The 18,026-nt window shown below is 64.6% G+C and carries 17 protein-coding genes; 8 read left to right on the forward strand and 9 right to left on the reverse strand.

From position 1 onward, the window contains the following. Positions 1–309: 309 nt before the first annotated feature. Genes IVB45_RS27630 through IVB45_RS27655 form a run of 6 tightly spaced genes read right to left on the reverse strand, consistent with a single transcriptional unit; the run spans position 310 to position 6,438 of the window. A complete protein-coding gene (locus IVB45_RS27630) occupies positions 310–1,248 on the reverse strand; it encodes an ABC transporter substrate-binding protein (protein ID WP_247358885.1) in 939 nt (312 codons plus the stop codon). Next, positions 1,245–2,345, reverse strand: coding sequence for an LLM class flavin-dependent oxidoreductase (locus IVB45_RS27635; protein WP_247358882.1), 1,101 nt, complete (start codon positions 2,343–2,345; stop codon positions 1,245–1,247). The genes IVB45_RS27630 and IVB45_RS27635 overlap by 4 nt, the downstream gene beginning before the upstream one ends. A gap of 29 nt (positions 2,346–2,374) precedes the next feature. Continuing rightward, on the reverse strand, positions 2,375–3,547 hold the full coding sequence (locus IVB45_RS27640) for an acyl-CoA dehydrogenase family protein (protein ID WP_247358880.1): 1,173 nt from the start codon (positions 3,545–3,547) through the stop codon (positions 2,375–2,377). After that, positions 3,541–4,341, reverse strand: coding sequence for an ABC transporter ATP-binding protein (locus IVB45_RS27645; RefSeq protein ID WP_027570842.1), 801 nt, complete (start codon positions 4,339–4,341; stop codon positions 3,541–3,543). The genes IVB45_RS27640 and IVB45_RS27645 overlap by 7 nt, the downstream gene beginning before the upstream one ends. Continuing rightward, positions 4,335–5,357 (reverse strand): ABC transporter permease subunit, encoded by a 1,023-nt coding sequence (locus IVB45_RS27650; protein ID WP_247288122.1) that lies wholly within the window; start codon positions 5,355–5,357, stop codon positions 4,335–4,337. The genes IVB45_RS27645 and IVB45_RS27650 overlap by 7 nt, the downstream gene beginning before the upstream one ends. Further along, positions 5,335–6,438, reverse strand: coding sequence for an ABC transporter substrate-binding protein (locus IVB45_RS27655; RefSeq protein WP_247358878.1), 1,104 nt, complete (start codon positions 6,436–6,438; stop codon positions 5,335–5,337). Before IVB45_RS27655 ends, IVB45_RS27650 begins: the two co-directional genes overlap by 23 nt. Positions 6,439–6,913: 475 nt before the next feature. Here IVB45_RS27655 and IVB45_RS27660 point away from each other — a divergent pair, with 475 nt between their 5' ends. Further along, positions 6,914–7,894, forward strand: a complete 981-nt coding sequence (locus tag IVB45_RS27660) for an ABC transporter substrate-binding protein (protein ID WP_247358874.1) — start codon at positions 6,914–6,916, stop codon at positions 7,892–7,894. Between the two features lie 381 nt (positions 7,895–8,275). Next, positions 8,276–9,370, forward strand: a complete 1,095-nt coding sequence (locus IVB45_RS27665; RefSeq protein ID WP_247358873.1) for a catalase family protein — start codon at positions 8,276–8,278, stop codon at positions 9,368–9,370. Between the two features lie 5 nt (positions 9,371–9,375). On the opposite strand, the gene IVB45_RS27670 is transcribed toward IVB45_RS27665, so the two are convergent. Beyond that, positions 9,376–12,447 carry an AAA family ATPase gene (locus IVB45_RS27670; protein ID WP_247358871.1) on the reverse strand — a complete coding sequence of 1,024 codons (3,072 nt, stop codon included), beginning with the start codon at positions 12,445–12,447 and terminating at the stop codon, positions 9,376–9,378. A 202-nt stretch (positions 12,448–12,649) separates the two neighbouring features. Here IVB45_RS27670 and IVB45_RS27675 point away from each other — a divergent pair, with 202 nt between their 5' ends. Both IVB45_RS27675 and IVB45_RS27680 read left to right on the forward strand, forming a co-directional pair. After that, positions 12,650–12,829 carry a hypothetical protein gene (locus IVB45_RS27675; RefSeq protein ID WP_247358869.1) on the forward strand — a complete coding sequence of 60 codons (180 nt, stop codon included), beginning with the start codon at positions 12,650–12,652 and terminating at the stop codon, positions 12,827–12,829. After that, on the forward strand, positions 12,826–13,029 hold the full coding sequence (locus IVB45_RS27680; RefSeq protein WP_027570835.1) for a hypothetical protein: 204 nt from the start codon (positions 12,826–12,828) through the stop codon (positions 13,027–13,029). Before IVB45_RS27675 ends, IVB45_RS27680 begins: the two co-directional genes overlap by 4 nt. 4 nt (positions 13,030–13,033) lie before the next feature. On the opposite strand, the gene IVB45_RS27685 is transcribed toward IVB45_RS27680, so the two are convergent. Continuing rightward, entirely contained in the window at positions 13,034–13,489 is a 456-nt protein-coding gene (locus tag IVB45_RS27685) for a hypothetical protein (RefSeq protein WP_027570834.1), read from the reverse strand. A gap of 344 nt (positions 13,490–13,833) precedes the next feature. On the opposite strand from IVB45_RS27685, the gene glgC reads away from it, so the two are divergent. From glgC to IVB45_RS27700, 3 genes are read left to right on the forward strand one after another with little or no spacing between them, the layout of a single operon-like run. Next, on the forward strand, positions 13,834–15,096 hold the full coding sequence (gene glgC, locus IVB45_RS27690; protein ID WP_247358867.1) for a glucose-1-phosphate adenylyltransferase: 1,263 nt from the start codon (positions 13,834–13,836) through the stop codon (positions 15,094–15,096). Continuing rightward, complete coding sequence (glgA, locus tag IVB45_RS27695) at positions 15,093–16,547, forward strand: glycogen synthase GlgA (protein ID WP_247358866.1); 1,455 nt, start codon at positions 15,093–15,095, stop codon at positions 16,545–16,547. Before glgC ends, glgA begins: the two co-directional genes overlap by 4 nt. A gap of 36 nt (positions 16,548–16,583) precedes the next feature. Then, entirely contained in the window at positions 16,584–16,844 is a 261-nt protein-coding gene (locus IVB45_RS27700; protein ID WP_007601071.1) for a SemiSWEET transporter, read from the forward strand. Positions 16,845–16,888: 44 nt separating this feature from the next. Here IVB45_RS27700 and IVB45_RS27705 read toward each other — a convergent pair whose 3' ends face one another. Beyond that, entirely contained in the window at positions 16,889–17,686 is a 798-nt protein-coding gene (locus tag IVB45_RS27705) for a class III extradiol ring-cleavage dioxygenase (RefSeq protein WP_247358864.1), read from the reverse strand. A 156-nt stretch (positions 17,687–17,842) separates the two neighbouring features. Here IVB45_RS27705 and IVB45_RS27710 point away from each other — a divergent pair, with 156 nt between their 5' ends. Continuing rightward, on the forward strand, positions 17,843–18,022 hold the full coding sequence (locus IVB45_RS27710) for a hypothetical protein (protein WP_007601069.1): 180 nt from the start codon (positions 17,843–17,845) through the stop codon (positions 18,020–18,022). Positions 18,023–18,026 lie beyond the last annotated feature (4 nt).

Here is an 18,026-nt window from a genome sequence, read left to right on the forward strand (position 1 = left end):
TGATCGTCGTTATGATTTTTGCCGGGATGGAGCGCGGCGCAAGGGAGGTCGTGCAAATAGCAACGCGGGTGTTGTCATGAGCGCGGAATGCAGAAGGATCGTTTCGAGGAAAGACCAACGCTCGCCGCACTCCTTCTCCCTTGCGGGAGAAGGTGGCGCGAAGCGCCGGATGAGGGGTTCTATCGGCTCACTTCAATGTGAGAGACTACTCGCGGAGAGAACCCCTCACCCGTCTCGCCGCTACGCGGCGAGCCACCCTCTCCCGCAAGGGGAGAGGGGTAAGCGTCGCGTCCGGGACACCCGGGTGCCCTACAGCCCTGCCTTCGCAATCGCATCCGAGAACGAGCGATCTACGACCTCGGCCGCATCAAGCTTCTGCTTGATAAGGCCCCAGCGAAAATAGAGATCGATCGTGCTCTGCTCGTCCGCGACCACGCCGTCATCGATCGGCGCGATCCGGATTTTTGCGCGCGACAGCCAGTTCTGCGGCACGGCGGTCGGGATGTTCATCAGCCTGCCCCAGGTTGCCGCATAGCTGTCGATATCGTTCAGCGACCACGCCCGCGCCGCGGTGAGGCGTCGGATGAAGTCGGTCAGCTCCGCGCGCTTGTCGCGGATCGCATCGGGCCGCGCCACCTGAAAGCTCAGCCCCGGCGTCAGACCCTCCGAGGTGATGACACGGCGCGACTTGAACAACACCTCCTCCTGGCTGACATAAGGCTCCCAGGTCGACCACGCGTCGACGGAGCCTTGCGTGTAGGCGATCTTGGCATCGGACGGCGCCAGGAACGCAATCTGCACGTCAGCCGCAGCCCAACCGTTCTTCTCGAGCGCGGCAAGGATCAACTGGTGCCCGATCGAGCCACGGCCAGTCGCGATCTTCTTGCCGCGCAAATCCGCAAAGCTCTTGATCGGCGAATTCTCGGGCACGAGGATGGCAAGCCCCTCGCGCGTCTGCCGGATCGCGGCGATCGCCTTCACCGGCGCGCCTGAGGCGGCGGCGAAGGTGAAGGGTGCGTCGCCAACGAGCCCGGTCTCGATCGCGCCGGCGCTGAGCGCTTCGAGCAGCGGCGCAGCCGCGGGAAATTCCTTCCACTCGATCTTGTACGGCACGTCCTTGAGCACGCCCGCCGCTTCCATCACGGCCTGCGAATTGCCCTTCTGGTCGCCGACGCGCAAGGTGGTTTGCGCCGCTGCCAGGTCGAACGAGCCGAACAGCAGCGCGCCGGCCAGCATGAGGCGGATCATTCCGCCGCCTCGCCGCGAACGGCCTGCCGCTTGGCGATCACCTCGCGCGTCAGCGGGATCAGCTCGCGGCCGTATTCGATGGCGTCGATCAGGGGGTCGAAGCCGCGGATCAGGAAATGGCTGACGCCGAGGTCGTAATAGTCGCCGAAGACCTCGGCGACCTGCTCGGGCGTGCCGACCAGCGCGGTGGTGTTGCTGTTGGCGCCGGTGAGCTTTGCGATCTCGGTCCACAGCCGCTTGTCGATGCGGCTGCCCTGGTCGGCGAGCGAGAGCAGGCGCCGCGCGCCGGCGGTGGCATGGCCGTCAGCGGGCTTGCGATAGCCGGTCTTGTCCTGGAGCGCGGTGGCGCGCGCAAGAATCTCTTCCGCCTTGTCCCAGGCCTGCTTCTCGGTCGGGGCGATGATCGGCCGCACCGAGAGGCTGAATCGCGGCGTCGGACGGCCCTGCCTGACGGCCGCATTGTGAACGCGCGCGGTGACGTCGCGCACCTGCGCGTAGGATTCGCCCCACAGCGCAAAGGTGTCGGCATGCTTGCCCGCGACGTCGATCGCAGCGTCGGAGCCACCGCCGACGAAGGTGTAGATGCCGGCCTTCTGCAGCGGCTTCACCTGCGAAAAACCATTCTCGACATTGTAGTACTTGCCGCTGTAGTTGAACGGCTTCTCGCTGGTCCATTCCAGCTTCACCACGTCGAGAAACTCGCTGGTGCGGGCGTAACGCTCGTCCTTGTCGTCGAGCGTGTTGCCGTCCTGTCTGAGCTCGGCTGCATTGCCGCCCGTGATGACGTGCAGCGAGACGCGGCCTCCATAGAGCTGGTCAAGCGTCGCCAGCTGCCGCGCGAGCAGCGTCGGCGCGGTAAAGCCCGGCCGCTGCGCGATCATCACTTTTAACGACTTGGTGATGGTCAGCACATGCTGGGCGACCTGGAGCGCATCCGGCGTGGTCGAATGGAACGCCAGCAGCGCGCGGTCGAAACCCGCGAGCTCATGCGCCTTCGCCACGGTCTCGATATAAACCGGATCGAGCACCGGACCCTGACGCACGATGGCCTCGGACGCATTACTGTTGGCGATAAAGCCGATGAACTCGATCGACATGATGTTCTCCCTGAATGTTTGGCGGCAGGCTAGAGGCCCAATGCGGCACGGCCGAGGCCGGTGCGCGTGGAATCGTCCTGCGGCGTGTGCACGCGACCGCACAGGACGTCGCGATAGTGCCGCTCCAGCGGATTGGCGCGGGACAGGCCGTGATTGCCGGTCAGCGACAAGGCCTCCTCGACCGCGGCGACGGCGTTGTTGGTCACGGTCAGCTTGATGACGTTGGACTCGGCCGCCGAAAGCGCGACACCGTCGTCGAAATCACCGGCGAAGGATGCGATCAGCCGTGCATTGACGGCGAGCCGCGCCTCGATCGCGCCAAGAATCTCCTGCGCGCGCGGCAAGGTCGCAAGCGGCGCTCCCAGGCTGGCCGGCACGCGCTGCTTCAGGAACCCGACCAGCCAGTCGCGTGCAGCCCGCGCAACGCCGTCATAGATCGCGGCGACAAAGATCGTGTGGACGGTCGCCTGCGCGACATCAGGGGCGCGCCAGTCGGCCGGCTTGCGCACGTCGATCTCGGCATCGAGAGGAATCACGACGTCGTCGAAGATGACGTCGTGGCTGCCGCTGGCCCGCAGGCCGTGGTGATCCCAGGTCTCGACGATACGCGTGCCCGGCAGGCCCGCTGGCACCAGGAACTGTCCGACACGCGGCTCGGCTTCGTCCGTGCGCGCCCAGACCAGATACCATTTCAGGATCGGCGATCCCGTCGAATAGATCTTGTGCCCCGAGAGCCGCCAGCCGGTCTCGGTCCGGCGTGCAATGGTCGCGGGCAGGCCGCCGCGCGCAGGCGAACCCAGTTCGGGCTCGACGCGGAGTGCGTTGACGAGCGCAAGGTCTTCGACACTCTCGCGCGCGAGCTTGCGCGACAGCCGCGCCGGCCAGGTCGGGCTCCGTGCCATCACGAGATGGTTGATGTAGTGCATCGACAGCACCAGCGCGGTCGACGCATCGGCCTTGCCGATGATGCCGAGGACGCGTGCGGCGTATCGTGCGCCCGCCCCGGCGCCGCCATGGGCGGCAGGCACCGTCAGCGACAGCAGGCCTGCCTCGGACAGCTCGCGAAAATTCTCGAACGGGAAGCTTCCGGTGCGATCGTACTCGGCCGCACGGGCAGCGAAGGCCTCGGCCAGCGCTTCGGCACGTGCGATGTAGTCGGGCTCGTGATGCGCCGCGCGCCCCTTGGCGATCGGAGTTACCATGTGGCGTCCAATCCGAGCAGGCCAAGAATCTGGCGGCGCAAATCGGCCAGATATGGATCACCGCGATGGCGCGGATAGGGCCGGTCGACACGGATATCGGCCTTCACGCGCGCCGGGCGGTCGCTGAACACGATGACGCGGTTGGCGAGCACCAGCGCCTCCTCGGCGTCATGCGTCACCAGCAGCGTGGTAAAGCCCTTGCGCTGCCACAGCGAGACCAGCTCGGCTTGCATGGTGATGCGGGTCAACGAATCGAGCTTGCCCAGCGGCTCGTCGAGGATGAGGATTTTCGGATCGTTGACCAGCGCGCGGGCCAGTGCGACGCGTTGCGCCATGCCGCCCGAGAGCTGGTGCGGATAGGCATTGCGGAAGGACGATAGCCCCACGAGATCGAGGGCGGCATCGACGCGGTGACGCTGGCTCTTCAAGATGCCCTGCGCCTCCAGCCCGAGCGCGACATTGTCCCAGACTGTGCGCCAGGGAAACAAGGTCGGATCCTGGAACACGACAACGCGCGACGGGTGCGGTCTCGTGATGCGCGCCTCGTCCTCGCGCAGCGTTCCGGACCGGGGCTTGTCGAGGCCTGCGACGAGGCGCAGCAGCGTGGACTTGCCGCAGCCGGAGGGACCGAGCAGCGCAACGAACTCGCCCGGCTCGACGGAGATGCTGACGTCGCTGAGCACCGGCAGCTCGGCGCCGTCGATGTCGAAGGCGTGGCTGACCTGCTCGATGTCGAGCGCGGCGCCCGCGGCCGAGTGAGCGTCGATTTCAGCCAGTGCAGTTGCGGCTACCATTTCACGGTCCCCTTCTGCCAGACCAGCAGGCGATCGCGGATCGCAAACAGCAGCGTGATCGCGCCGGAGCAGAGCAATGACATCACGATCAGCGCCGCATACATATTGGCGTAGGCGGCCCAGCCCTGCGCCCATTGCAGGTACCAGCCGAGGCCGGCCTTGACACCGATCATCTCGGCGACGACGAGCACGGCAAAGGACGAGCCGAGCCCCATGAACAGGCCGACGAAAACGTGCGGCAAGGCCGCGGGGATTGCGACCTTCAACACCAGGAAGGACGGCTTTGCCCCCAGCGTCCGCGCGACGTCATAGTAGGCGTTGCTCACGCTCGCGACACCCGACCAGGTCAACACGGTGACCGGGAACCCCGTTGCCAGCGCGATCAGAAAGGTCGACGCGCTCCAGCTTGACGGGAACGTGAAGAAGGCGATCGGCAGCCACGCGGTCGCCGGCAGCGGGCCGATGAAGCGCAGCACCGGGTGCACCCAATAGCCGACCGCGCGCGACCAGCCGATCGAGACGCCGGTCAGGAAGCCGACCGTCGCGCCGATCAGATAACCGCCGAGCTGGAGCTTGACCGAGGCGAACACGCTGTCGAGCAGTTTCGGCAGATCGTCGGTGTAGACCTCGATGATCGACTGCGGCGGCGGGAAGAACGGCAATGGCAGCCAGGCGAATTTCGCCGTCGCGACTTCCCACAGGGTCAGGACGACGCCGAGCACGACGAGCCACGGCGCGCGCTGGCGCAAGGCCCGGCCCGTCGAACCGAGGTAATCGGCGCCGACCGTCCCGAACAGCGCGATCGCTGCGATGACAAGTGCGGCAATGCCGAGCGAATGGGTCCGCGACCAGTCGCCGACGTCCTCCCACCACAGGCAGGACAGCCCGAAGGCAATCCACGCCACGCTGGCGAGAATGCCGACACCGGAGTCCCGGACCCAGCTCGTCAGCCACGGTGCGCGCGAGAGGCGCGGCGCGCCGGAGGCAAGGCCGTCAGACAGCGAATACGTCGACATAGATGCGCTCCGCAAATCTGGCCGTATCCGTGCTCTGCTTGAACACCTGCACGCTCTTGAGATCGTCGGCATAGGCCTTGAGCTCGCGCTTCAGGACTTCGCCGACGGGGTGATGGTGATGGGTGTGGTAGCGCACCATACCCTCGATATCCGTGAGCGACGCCGTCTTCGGCGCGTAAGGCTGGAACGATTTCGCCGTCACCGACGGATTTTGCGCAGTGAACATCGCGGCATCGAGCAGCGCCTGCGTCAGGGCGCGCGCGACCAGCGGCTCCTCGCGTACCAGGCTGCCGCGCAGGCCGAGGATGCAGCAGCTCTTGTCGCGATATTCGCCATCGAGATTGGAGGCGACCTCCTTGTACTGGCTGTCCTTGAGCCAGAGATAACCCAGCGGGTCGGACGACAGGAATGCCTGCACCTCGCCCTTCTCGACGGCGACGTTGAGAAGGTTGCCGGGATATGCGCGCCAGTCGACATCCTTGTTCGGATCGATACCGAGCTTGGCGAGCTGAATGGAGAAGAAATTCTTGTCTGGGCCGCCAAGATCGCCGACCGCGACGATCTTGCCCTTGAGATCGGCGAGCTTGCCCACGCTGGAATCGGCACGGGTCAGGACCCGCATGCAGCCGCCATGGGTGCCGGCGGCGATCTTGACGTCAAAGCCCTGCTCCAGCGGCTTCAGCCAGCGCAACGCCATGCCGAGCCCGGCATCGCTCTTGCCGGTCGCGATGGCCTCGAGCAGCTGGTCGGTCGAACCGGAATAGTTGATGAACTCGACGTCGAGATTGTGCTTCTGGAAGAAACCGTGCTCGATGGCGACCGGCACCGGGGCGAGACAGACCGCGCCGGCGTTCCAGGACAGCTTGAGCTTGCGCGGCGCGCCGGTGAGCGCTGGCACATCCGACGCCGTCCGGCACAGCGGAAACTCCGAGAGATCGACGCCGGGCGCGATGGCCCGCGGCGCAAAGGCCTGTGCCGCACCGAAGGCACCGAGCGGCGCGGCGAAGGCCGCAGCTAACCCCGCCTGGAGCAAATGGCGCCGGTCGGGCCTCGCTTCACCATGCTTGTCGTCGTCGTTCATCCGTCTCCACTCCTGCGCTGGCACGGCTCCGCCATCGGCACAACGGCTTGCGTTGCGCCTGTTCCGTGCGGAGCTGCGTCGAGAGAAAATCTTTTCGCCGGCGCCTGCTCGGTGCCTTGATGCGATGCGCAAATCATGCGGCGCGTTCGCCGTATCGTCAATGAAATGGAATTTCGAATGTGGCGCGAAGCGAAGTCATTCTCTCCATCTGTGCGTGCGAGGACGATGAAAGGATTTCCGCCGCTGCATCGGTTGGCGGAGGCCGCCGCAACTCCTTCTACTGCATCATTTGCGCGCAGCATCAGCGGCGCATACCGCTCGTTCTCGAAATCAGCGCTTCGTTGAAACGTCCTTGCTGATCGCGCGCGCAATACGGTTAGCCATTTCATTGACCGCGCATCGCGCGATCATAGACTTGATCGTCTCGCTGCATCGTTCGCTCACGCGTCGTGGGCAAAGCAACAAGACAGGCCACATGAGCATCAACTCCCTCGATCATTCCATCACGCGCCGGCTTACGGCATCGCTGCTTGCCGCCGCCATCACCCTGTCGACGGCCGCCGCCTCGTTCGCGGCCGACGCAATCGTGCTGCGCGTCGGCGACCAGAAGGGCGGCAACCGTTCGCTGCTCGAGATCTCGGGCTACGCCAGGGATCTGCCCTACAAGATCGAGTGGTCGGAATTCCCCGCGGCAGCGCCGATCCTGGAGGCGCTCAACGCCGGCGCGCTCGACGTCGGCTACACCGGCGACCTTTCGTTCCTGTCGGTCTACGCGGCCGGTGCGCCGATCAAGGCGATCGGCGGCACCAAGTCGGATGCGAAGACGCAAGCCATTCTCGTACGTCAGGATTCGCCGATCAAATCGGCCGCCGACCTCAAGGGAAAACGCCTCGCCGGCACGCGCGGCGGCTGGGGCCAATTCCTGATCGACGCCACGCTGGAGAAGGCCGACATCAAGCTGGAGGACGCGACGTTCGCGCCGCTCGGCCCGGTCGACGCCAAGATCGCGCTGGTCGCGGGCTCGATCGACGCCTGGGCGGTGTGGGAGCCCTACGTCTCTTTCGCGACGCTCAAGGACAAAGCCCGCGTGATCGCCGATGGTGAGGGCCTGACGCCGACCATCACCTTCATCGTCGCCTCCGACAGCGCCATCGCCACCAAGCGTGCGGCGGTGCAGGACCTCGTGCAGCGGCTGAACAAGGCGCGGCTGTGGTCACTGGATCATCTCGGCGAATATGCCAAGAGCACGGCCGAGTTGACCAAGTTACCGGAGGACGTGCTGCTCTCGGCCTATGCCGCGCAGCGCACCAGCCCGATTCCGATCGATGAGAACGTCGTGAAGGAGGTGCAGGAAGCCTCCGACCGCTCGACGCGCTACGGCATCCTGCCGAAGAAGCTCGACGTGAGCAAAGCCGTCGACCGCAGCTTCACCGCTGCGGCCGCGGGATCGAACTAGAGCAGAGTCGGCGGGATGCGCGCGCTTCGTCTCAAGGCGGGCCCGCTGCATCTCGCCGCGATCGTGCTCGCGCATTTGGCCTGCATGGGCCTGATCGTGTGGCTATCGCTTTAGACGCCAGCCAGGGCCGCCGTTCGCCGGCCCGGCCTTAAGGAAAAGATCAGGACAACATAAGGAGCCCATAAGGACTTACGAGACGCCGCTGGCCTAGCATCGACCGTGTGATCGCGTCGGTAACAGGATGCCTCATCCCGCGGCTTGTCAGGCAATCACAACTCGCTCTCGGGTTGCCGATCCCGACTGGACGGGCTTACAGTGATCCGCCCTGCGGCCGTCGACGCTTGCAATGGGAAGGCGACCTTCGGGCTGGAGATCAGCGCCATGTCAGCCGATCAGTATCTTCGTTACGACCCGTCCGTCGAACACATCCGGCCGGAGGAAGCGGCGGCCGTCGAGGCGATCGTTGCTTCGATTTCGCGAACGAGCGATCGCACTTTTCACAAAGACAAGCACGGGACCCGACAGCAGCACGCCAAGGGCGCCGGCTATCTCCGGGGCGAGTTGATCGTCTACGACGATTTGCCGGATCATCTGCGTCAGGGCCTGTTCAGGCAGGCTGGCCACTTCCCGATCATCGTCCGCCTCTCCACCGCATTCAACAGGAGCGATCGCGTACGCTCGCCACGGGGATTTGCCATCAAGGTCCTGGGCGTGACTGGGGCTAAGGCGCTCGGCGACGACGATACGACGAACCAGGATCTCCTGCTCGTCAATCACCCCAGCTATTTTGCAGATGCGATGGCCTATATGCGCGCACAGCAAAAGGTCGAGCACACCCTGTTCCTGCCTGATCTGGCGTACGGACCCATAGGCTTTTTGGCGCGCGTCCTGGTCGCCGCATCGGACAGAACAGGCATTCCGATCCCGATCGTCTTGAAAGCGCTCGGTGATGCCGGCAGCAATATCCTCGGAGAAACCTTTCATACGGAGGGAGCATTGCGGTTTGGCGATTATATCGCAAGGCTTCGCCTGGTACCGATCTCGGCGTCGGTTCGCCAACTCACCGGCCAACCCTGCCACGATGCCGATGATGCCGTGCTGAACAGCGTCGTTGCGTTCTTCAAGGACAATGCGGCCGAGTACGAACTGTTTGCCCAGCTCTGCACCGACCTGGAGCGAACACCGATCGAAGATGCCTCGATCGACTGGCCCGAAGACGTCGCGCCGCCGCAAGCACTCGGCAAGATCACGCTTCCGCGCCAGACCGCCGACAGCCCCACGCGTCGCGTCTATTCCGACGAGGTGCTTTCGTTCGACCCATGGCGATGTCTCGCCGCGCATCAGCCGCTCGGCTCGATCATGCGGTTGCGCAGGGATGCCTACCGTGCCTCCCGCACGCGGCGGCAGCAGCAAAATCAATTCAAGGTCAAGCAACGGCCCGGCGAACCACGGGAGATCGCGGACCTGCCGGATTAAACTGGTCACCGTCCCTCATGATTGGACCCGTTGTCCCGGCCTGCGTCGAAAAATGACGCCGATCGCAGCGGATCGCCGGGATCAAGCGTCTCTGCCAGCGATGCGATCACCTGGCTGGAGCGGTCCCGCCACTTGGCAGCCCTTTGCGCTTGTCCGAGGCTCTCATAGAGCACCGCGGTCGTGCGACAAACCCGCCAGCTGGCATGCGGCAGCCTGGCATGGCGGAGGATCGAAATGGCCGTCGACAAATGCTCGCCGGCGACTTGCGTATCCTGCTTCAGGATCGCAATTCTCGCCATGGCCTCGTAGCACAGCGCGAGAAACGGCCGGTCGGGTGCCGCGCTCGTCACCTCTTGAAACTGGCTGGCCCATGTTTGCGCGCGGTCCAGATCGCCGGTCGCTATCCAATAGTCGCAGCAGGTAAGCAGATAATGCGGAATGACCAGCGACTCCATCGGCACCCGGTCGACCTCCATCCGCCGCTCCATCGCATCGAGATGCTGCCGCGCCCGAGGCAGGTCGCCCATCCGGACATAAGCTCGCGCCAGCAGGTTCCTGCCGACGAAGAAGGTGAACGGATTGGCCTCGATCATCGGGCCGAGCGCATCCTCCGCGCGCCGTGACGCGCTGCCATATTCCTCCGCCTCGGAATACAGCCATCCGATCGTGAGATGACACAGCGCGACGGCCTGCGGATTTGCATTCCGCTCCGAGATAGCCAACGCGGAGACGACGTTTCGTTGCGCCCGTCCCCATTCACCGAGATAAATCTGGGCAAAGGCCTCGACCGATTCATAGAGCACGAACAGATAGACGTCACCGACCAGGCGGGCGAGCTCCTTTCCCCTGGTCGTCGCATCGCAGCAGGCCGGATAATTCGCGCGCAGGAACTCCAGCACCATCTCCATCGAGCAGCGTCGCAGCCGCATGCTCAGATCCTGCTCCCCGGTGATCAGTGCTGACGCACGCTCGGCGAGCTCCGCATTCTCGCGATCCCAGCCGCGGAGCATCAGCTTCAAATTGGCAACGTTGCCCTGGACCAGAGCGCTGAACGCCGCGTCGTCGATCGCCCGGCTCTTGACAAGCGCCTGTTCCGCAACAGGCAGGCTCTGGCGGCGATCGACGTAGAGACAAAATCTGCTTAGATCGACCAGCGCGTTCACCTCTTCGCGCACGTGCCCGTTCTCCGCCGCGTGCGCGACGACTGCGCTGAGATCCTGCAGCGAATTCAGGAAATCTCCACTGGCCCGCCAGGCCCAGGCGCGCTGAAGCAGCAACTTCAGACGTGTCGTCACCCGAAACTCCGGCGGCAGATGCGGCACTAGGTCCAAAGCGCGGGACAGGTAATTGGCGGCCTCGCGCGTGCTGAACCTTCGCGCCGAGCCCTCGGCCGCCGCGCCCAGATAATGCATAGCTTTCGGGAAATCGCGGCCCAGTTCGAAATGGCGCGCGACAACGGCGGCGAGCTCCACAGCCTGCGGCCCGTATCCCTGCTCGATCCCCGCCCCAAGCAGCGCATGGGTTTTCGTGCGGCGCGCCGGCGCGAGCCGCTGGTAGAGGATCTCCTGGTAAAGCGCGTGCTGGAACGCATAGCGACCGGAGACGCCTCCGTTCGGCCACTCGGTCATGCCGGCAACGACGATGACGCGATCAGTCCGCGCCAGGTCCTCGCACATCTGCTCGACATCCAGCACGGGACGGTCCAGCGCACCGGCGATATGGAGCGCGGAAAACTCCGCTCCCGCCGCACTGGCGACCTCGAGCAGGCAGCGCTCGTCCGCGGTGAGGTGATCGATCTGCTGCTTGATCATTCCTTCCAGATCGCGCGGCATGCTGTCCTGCGAGGCCGCGTCTTCACTGACCAGCCGCCAGCCCAATTCGTGCTCGACCAGCGCGCCTTGGGCCACGAGATGATCGAGCAGAGACGACACGAACAGAGGATGCCCGCCGGTCCGCGCGAAGATGCGCTCGACCAGCTCTTTGGCAAAATCGGCCGAGCTGAAGCGCAGGGAAAGATAGCGTTCGACGTCGGTCCCGGTCAGTCGGTCGAGCGCGAGCTCGGTGGCGTGGCCGTGAATGCGCAAGTCCTGGTGAACGGCACGGATAGGATGTCCGCCGACGGCGACTTCCATCGGCCGATACGTGGCGAGCACGAGGATAGAAGCCCTCCGATCCCGGCGCGCAAGCCGGGAGAGCACATCCACGGTGGCAAAGTCGCTCCAATGCAGATCTTCCAGGATGATCACCCATGGTCGCGTGACGGCGAGATGTTCCATGAGATCGGCAAATTCGCGCAGCATGCGCTCCCGGGTTGCGCCGAAGACCTCGTGCTGGAATGCGGCCCGGTCTGCTTCGCCGAGGAAACCGGGCATTTGCGCGAGCCAGGTCGGGGCGTGCTCGCGGATCGAAGTCAGCAGCGATGCTCCATCGGTTCGACGGCAGCACTCGTTCAGCGCGCCGATCAGCGGAAGAAAGGCCTCATGGGTGCCGAACAATTCGTTGCAGCTACAATGCAGCGCGCCCAGTCCCTGCTGGTTCATCCTCTCGAGCGTCATTTGCAAGAGGGTGGTCTTGCCGATCCCGGCCTCGCCGGTGATGAAGACGACCTGACGCTGTCCGGTACGGGCGAGTTGCAACGCCTTGTCCAGCGTATCGAGTGCCCCAGTGCGCCCGACCCTCCAGTGCCGGCGTCGATCGACGGCCTGCTCCGTGGCGGACGCCGCCTCCTGTTCGCGCGCTCGCTCGATCGCAGGCAATTCGACGGTCGCGACCGCCGCAATGAAGCGATAGCCGCGCCGCGTGACTGTCTCGATGTAATTGGGGGACTGCCTGTCGTCGCCGAGCACCGAGCGTAGCGCGTTCACGGCAACGGCGAGGCTCGACTCGCTGACGTGCAGATCGGACCAGACCGCGTCGAGCAACTCTTCCTTGGTGACGAGCTCACCGGGCCGACCGACAAGATGGCAAAGAACCTCGAACGGCTTCGGCGCCAGCGCGATCCGCTCCCCGCCTCGCCACAATAGCGCGTTGGCACGGTCGAGGCGGAATTCACCAAAGGCAAGCGCGTCTGTACGCACGGCTCCGACCCCCGGATGCTCCCCCACCTTAAGGGAAAGCTCAGCCAAATGTAAGGACACGATAAAGACCTGCGCCCTGCGCCGGCACTAGCATTGGCCTGTCCATTTCAGAGACGCCGGCAAGGCGTCGGACGGCCTTTTCATCACGCTGTCATTTCAGTCGACAGGCAGTCGATGCCTGAATTTTGGCAAGGAGTTGGCCATGAGCATTTTAAGACATTTGGCGATCCCGCCTCTCGCTTTTGCCATTCGCCATTACGACCTCAGGGTCATATTGGGCATCACCGTCCTCAGCCGCGTCTTCCTCCTCGCAATCTACCTTGCGTGCGGCGGCCCGGGCCTGTCCGAGTTCGATCTCGCCAACACCATCGCGCTGCCATGAGCTCGGGACCGCTGGAATGGTGCATCGAGATCGCGATCATCGTCGCGATCTGCATCGGGATTGTCGCGGGCGGGCATGGCCGGCTCGTCGTGCCGCATCACCGGGTTCAACGCGCGCAAGCCGATCGGGCCGCTTGCCTGCAGCGGCCCACAAACCTCTTCGGCATCGTGGCGCTGCGGCGAGGCGGTCCGCCCGTTTGATCGATCACCAATATCCGCGGTGATAGGCCCGGTACGGCCGGTAGTAGCCGTAGCGCGGACCGTAATATGGACGATAGGCGCGATAGCCGTAATAGCGGGGACGCGCGTAGTAGCCGCCATAACCGTAACCCGGTCCATAGCCACCATAATAGGCAGGAGCATAGCCGTAAGCCGGCCCCGGGTATCCGTAGCCGCCATAATAAGGCCCGCCGCCATAGTAGCCGTAGCCGTAAGGCGAGCTGCTGGCGATGGCGCTACCGATGATCGCACCGGCTGCGAGGCCGCCAATGCCCCATCCAAAACCTCGGCCGCGCCAATACACCTGCGTGACATCATCGCCGGCCGCGGCCTTCATGGTCGCGACATTCGTGGGCATCGGGCCCGCAGCGGCCGGCTCGATTTGGCCGGCCATGACCGCGCCGGCCAGCGAACAGGCAATTGCCGTTTTCCAGATCCTCATCGTCTTACTCCCTGTCTGACGTTTCGCTTGGACATGGACGCAGCCCATGATCGGGCATCCTGGCGCAAGGTCAAAGCCAGAAATTCGGCCTCGAGTTTGCGTGCACCGCACAAGACGCATGCCTCCATTCTGATCAACCGGTACCCGACGGGCTCGACAACCTCGCCGCGTGTGACACCGGCAGGACGGTGCCTGGGGCCCGATCACCGCGGCAAAGCATTAAGCTTCCGGCGCATTCGCAACCAACAACCACCTTCCCGATTGACTATTCGTGCCGTTACTATCGGTTCCAATGTGCGCGGCCGGGAGGCTTCTCGCGAGCGCCAGAGTTGTGGGAGAATGACATGAGTGCCGCGAGACCCGAGCCGCTTGCCCGTCAGGCCCTGGCGTTCGTCCTGGCCGGCGGACGCGGCAGCCGGCTGCTGGAGCTGACCGACCGGCGCGCCAAGCCCGCGGTCTATTTCGGCGGAAAATCCCGTATCATCGATTTCGCGCTGTCGAACGCGGTGAACTCGGGCATCCGTCGCATCGCGGTCGCCACCCAGTACAAGGCGCACAGCCTGATCCGGCACCTTCAGATGGGCTGGAACTTCTTCCGTCCCGAGCGCAACGAGAGCTTCGACATCCTCCCGGCGAGCCAGCGCGTCTCCGAAAACATGTGGTATGTCGGCACGGCCGATGCAGTCTACCAGAACATCGACATCATCGAATCCCACGCCTGCCGCTTCATCGTGGTTCTCGCCGGCGACCATATCTATAAAATGGATTACGAGGTGATGCTGCGCCAGCATGTCGAGAGCGGCGCCGACGTCACCGTCGGCTGCCTGGAGATGCCGCGGCAGGAATCTTCCGGCTTCGGCATCATGCATATCGACGAGAACGGCTGGATCAAAGAGTTCCTGGAGAAGCCGAAAGATCCGCCGCCGATGCCGGGCAAGCCGGACGTCTCGCTCGCCAGCATGGGCATCTACGTGTTCGACGCGAAATTCCTGTTCGAGGAGCTCAAGCGCGACGCCGAGGATCCGAATTCCAACCACGATTTCGGCAAGGACATCATCCCCTACCTCGTCAAGAACGGCCGCGCCATGGCGCACCAGTACTCGACCTCCTGCGTCCGCTCCGGCAGCGACCCGCGCGCCTATTGGCGCGATGTCGGCACGGTCGACGCCTATTGGGCCGCCAATATCGACCTCACCGACGTGGTCCCCGAGCTCGATTTGTTCGACAGCGCCTGGCCGATCTGGTCCTATTCGGAAATCACGCCGCCGGCAAAATTCGTCCACGACGAGGAGAGCCGGCGCGGCCAGGCCGTGAGCTCGCTGGTCTCGGGCGGTTGCATCATTTCCGGCGCCTCGCTGCGGCGCTCGCTGCTGTTCACCGGCGTGCGCGTCAACTCCTATGCTCAGGTCGAGAACGCCGTGATCATGCCGTACGTGAACATCGGCCGCGGCGCGCGTTTGAAGAACGTCGTGATCGATCGCGGCGTCGAGATCCCGGAAGGGCTCGTCGTCGGCGAGGATCCCGAGTTGGACGCAAGACGCTTCCGCACCACCGAGCAGGGCATTTCGCTCATCACCCAGCCGATGCTCGACAGGCTCAATACATGACGCCTGTTCGCGTCCTCGCGGTCGCCTCTGAAGTCTATCCCATCGTCAAGACCGGCGGCCTCGCCGATGTCGCGGGCGCGCTGCCGATCGCGCTCAAGGCGCATGGCGTCGAGATGCGCACCTTGATGCCGGGTTATCCCGACGTGATGCGGGTGCTGGGGGGAGCCGACGAAATCCGGCACTGGCCGGATTATTTCGGCGGACCCGGTCGTCTGCTCGCCGCCTCGCATGACGGCCTCGATCTGTTCGTGCTCGACGTGCCGCATCTCTACGCACGGCCTGGCAACCCCTACGTGACGGCCGAAGGTGTCGACTGGGCGGACAATGGCATGCGGTTCGCCGCGCTCTCGCGCATCGCGGCCGACATCGGCCACGGCCTCGTTCCCGCCTTCGTGCCCGACGTGGTGCATGCCCATGACTGGCAGGCCGGGCTCGCGCCGGCCTATCTGCACTACGATAACCGGCCGCGGCCCGCCACCGTGATGACCATCCACAACATGGCCTATCAGGGCAAGTTCGCGCCCGAGCTGATCGGTTCGATCGGCCTGCCGTGGCGCGCTTACGGCGTCAACGACCTCGAATATTTCGGCGGCATCAGTTTTTTGAAGGCCGGCCTGCAATTCGCCGATCGCATCACCACGGTCTCGCCGACCTATGCGCAGGAGATCCAGAGCGACGAGGGCGGCATGGGGTTCGGCGGCTTGCTGCGCGCCCGCGCGCACGTGCTGAGCGGAATCCTCAACGGCATCGATGTCTCCGTTTGGAATCCGCAAGAAGATCCGCACATCGCCTACCGCTTCGGCGCGGAGGACCTCACGTTCCGGGCCGCGAACAAGGCGGTGCTGCAGCAACAGTTCAATCTGGATTCCTCGGACGAAGCGCCATTGCTCGGCGTCATCAGCCGCCTGTCCTGGCAGAAGGGGCTCGATCTCCTGCTCGAAGCCATTCCGACGATTTTGCGCGAAGGCATGCAGCTCGCGCTGCTCGGCAGCGGGGACCGCGATCTGCAGGATCGCTATCAGGCCGTTGCGCGCGCGAACCCCGGCCGCATCGGCGTCGTGATCGGCTATGACGAGATCATGGCGCATCTGATCCAGGCCGGCGCGGACGCGCTCATCGTACCATCACGGTTCGAGCCGTGCGGCCTGACCCAGCTCTGCGCGCTGCGCTACGGCGCCGTGCCCATCGTCTCGCGGGTCGGCGGCCTCGAGGATACCATCGTCGATATCGGCGAGGCCGATAAATCGGGTCACGATGCCACCGGCTTCAAGTTCGCACCCGTCACCGCGGATGCCCTCGCCGGCACGCTGCGCAAGGCCAACATCGCCTTTCACGACAAGCTGACCTGGCGCCGCCTGCAACTGAGCGGCCTTGCGACCGACGTGTCCTGGCGCGACCGCGCCGGCGACTATGCCGCGCTCTATCGCAGCCTCATCACCGCGCGCGCCTGAGGCCCGACATCGTCGAATCAATGCTATAGAGCCGCCATGGACCCGTTCTTGATCAAGCTGATCGGCTTTGCCGCCGCGACCTGCACCACCGTGGCCTACGCGCCGCAAGCCATCAAAGTGTGGAAGACCCGCTCCACCGGTGATATTTCGCTCGGCATGTTCCTGGTCATGGTGCTGGGCCTGGCGCTCTGGCTCGTCTACGGCCTGCTGTCGGGCGATGCGCCCCTCGTCGCCGCAAACGCCATCACCATCGTGCTCGCCGGCGGCATCCTGTTCATGAAGCTGAAATACGGGTGAGCCACTCTTCTTCACCTCTCCTCGCTTGCGAGAAGAGGAGAAGATCACCCCCCGAACACATACGAAGCCATCGCGACATTCGCGACCTCGTCGACGAATACGCGCTGGCCCGCGTCGCTGCCGGCGGCGCCGGCGGCCACCATCAGCGGCAGCAGATGATCTTCGCGCGGATGGGCCAGGCGCGCGCTCGGTGCGTTCTCCCAGTCAACCAGCATCGCGTTGCGGCGCGCTGCGTCCTTGTGGCTAATCGCCTCGTTCAGATACGCCTCGAAATCATACGAGACCGGCTTCGACTCCGCGCGGCCGAACCCGCGCATGTTGTGATAGGTGAGCCCGCTGCCGACGATCAGAATGCCTTCGTCCCGCAGCGAGGCAATCGCCTGCCCGACCTTGATGTGCTCGGCCGGATCGTAACTCGATCTCAGCGACAGCAGCACGATGGGCATGTCGGCGTGCGGATACATCAGCCCGAGCGGCACGAAGGTGCCGTGATCGAAGCCCTGGTTGGGATCCTCCCGGCAATCGACGCCCGCGCGAATGAGCAGCGCCTTCACCTCCGCGGCGAGCTCGGGCCGCCCCGGCGCCGGATATTTGAGGTGATAGGTGTGCTCGGGGAAACCGTGATAATCGTACACCATCGGCGGATGCGCCGAGGTCGACACGGTGAAGGCGTCAGCCTCCCAATGTCCTGTGATGACGAGCACGGCCTTGGGCTTCCCCGGCAAGAGCTGCGGCAGCCGGCCGAACGCCTCGGCGGTCTTCGCATATTGCACCCGCCTGTCTTCCATGAACGGCCAGGGACCGCCACCATGTGACAGGAAGAAAGTCGGAAGTCGCACCATGGGCGAAGGCTCGTTTCATTGCCAACATGCGCGTGCGAGCTGCCCGCGCGATCGGCCGCGAGCATAGGCAAACCCGTATGGTTAGCAAGACGTTAACGATTTTCCGCCCAGAATCCGGCGTAGCCGAAGGGGTCGGCCAGCAGCCAGGGACGTGAAATGAAGAAGTTTGCGTTGGGGGACGTCGTCAACAGTGACAAGGGCCGCCGCGGCGTCGTTCGCGCCGCCTACAAGTCGAAGGAAGGCCAGCAGTTCTACGCCGTCGAGAAAGACGGCGCGATGGATTATCTGGAGGAAGACCGGCTGAGCCCGGCGCCGCGTGTCGAGCTCGCGGCTTAAGTCC

It is taken from the genome of Bradyrhizobium sp. 4 (assembly GCF_023100905.1).
In the GTDB taxonomy this organism is placed as follows: Bacteria; Pseudomonadota; Alphaproteobacteria; order Rhizobiales; family Xanthobacteraceae; genus Bradyrhizobium.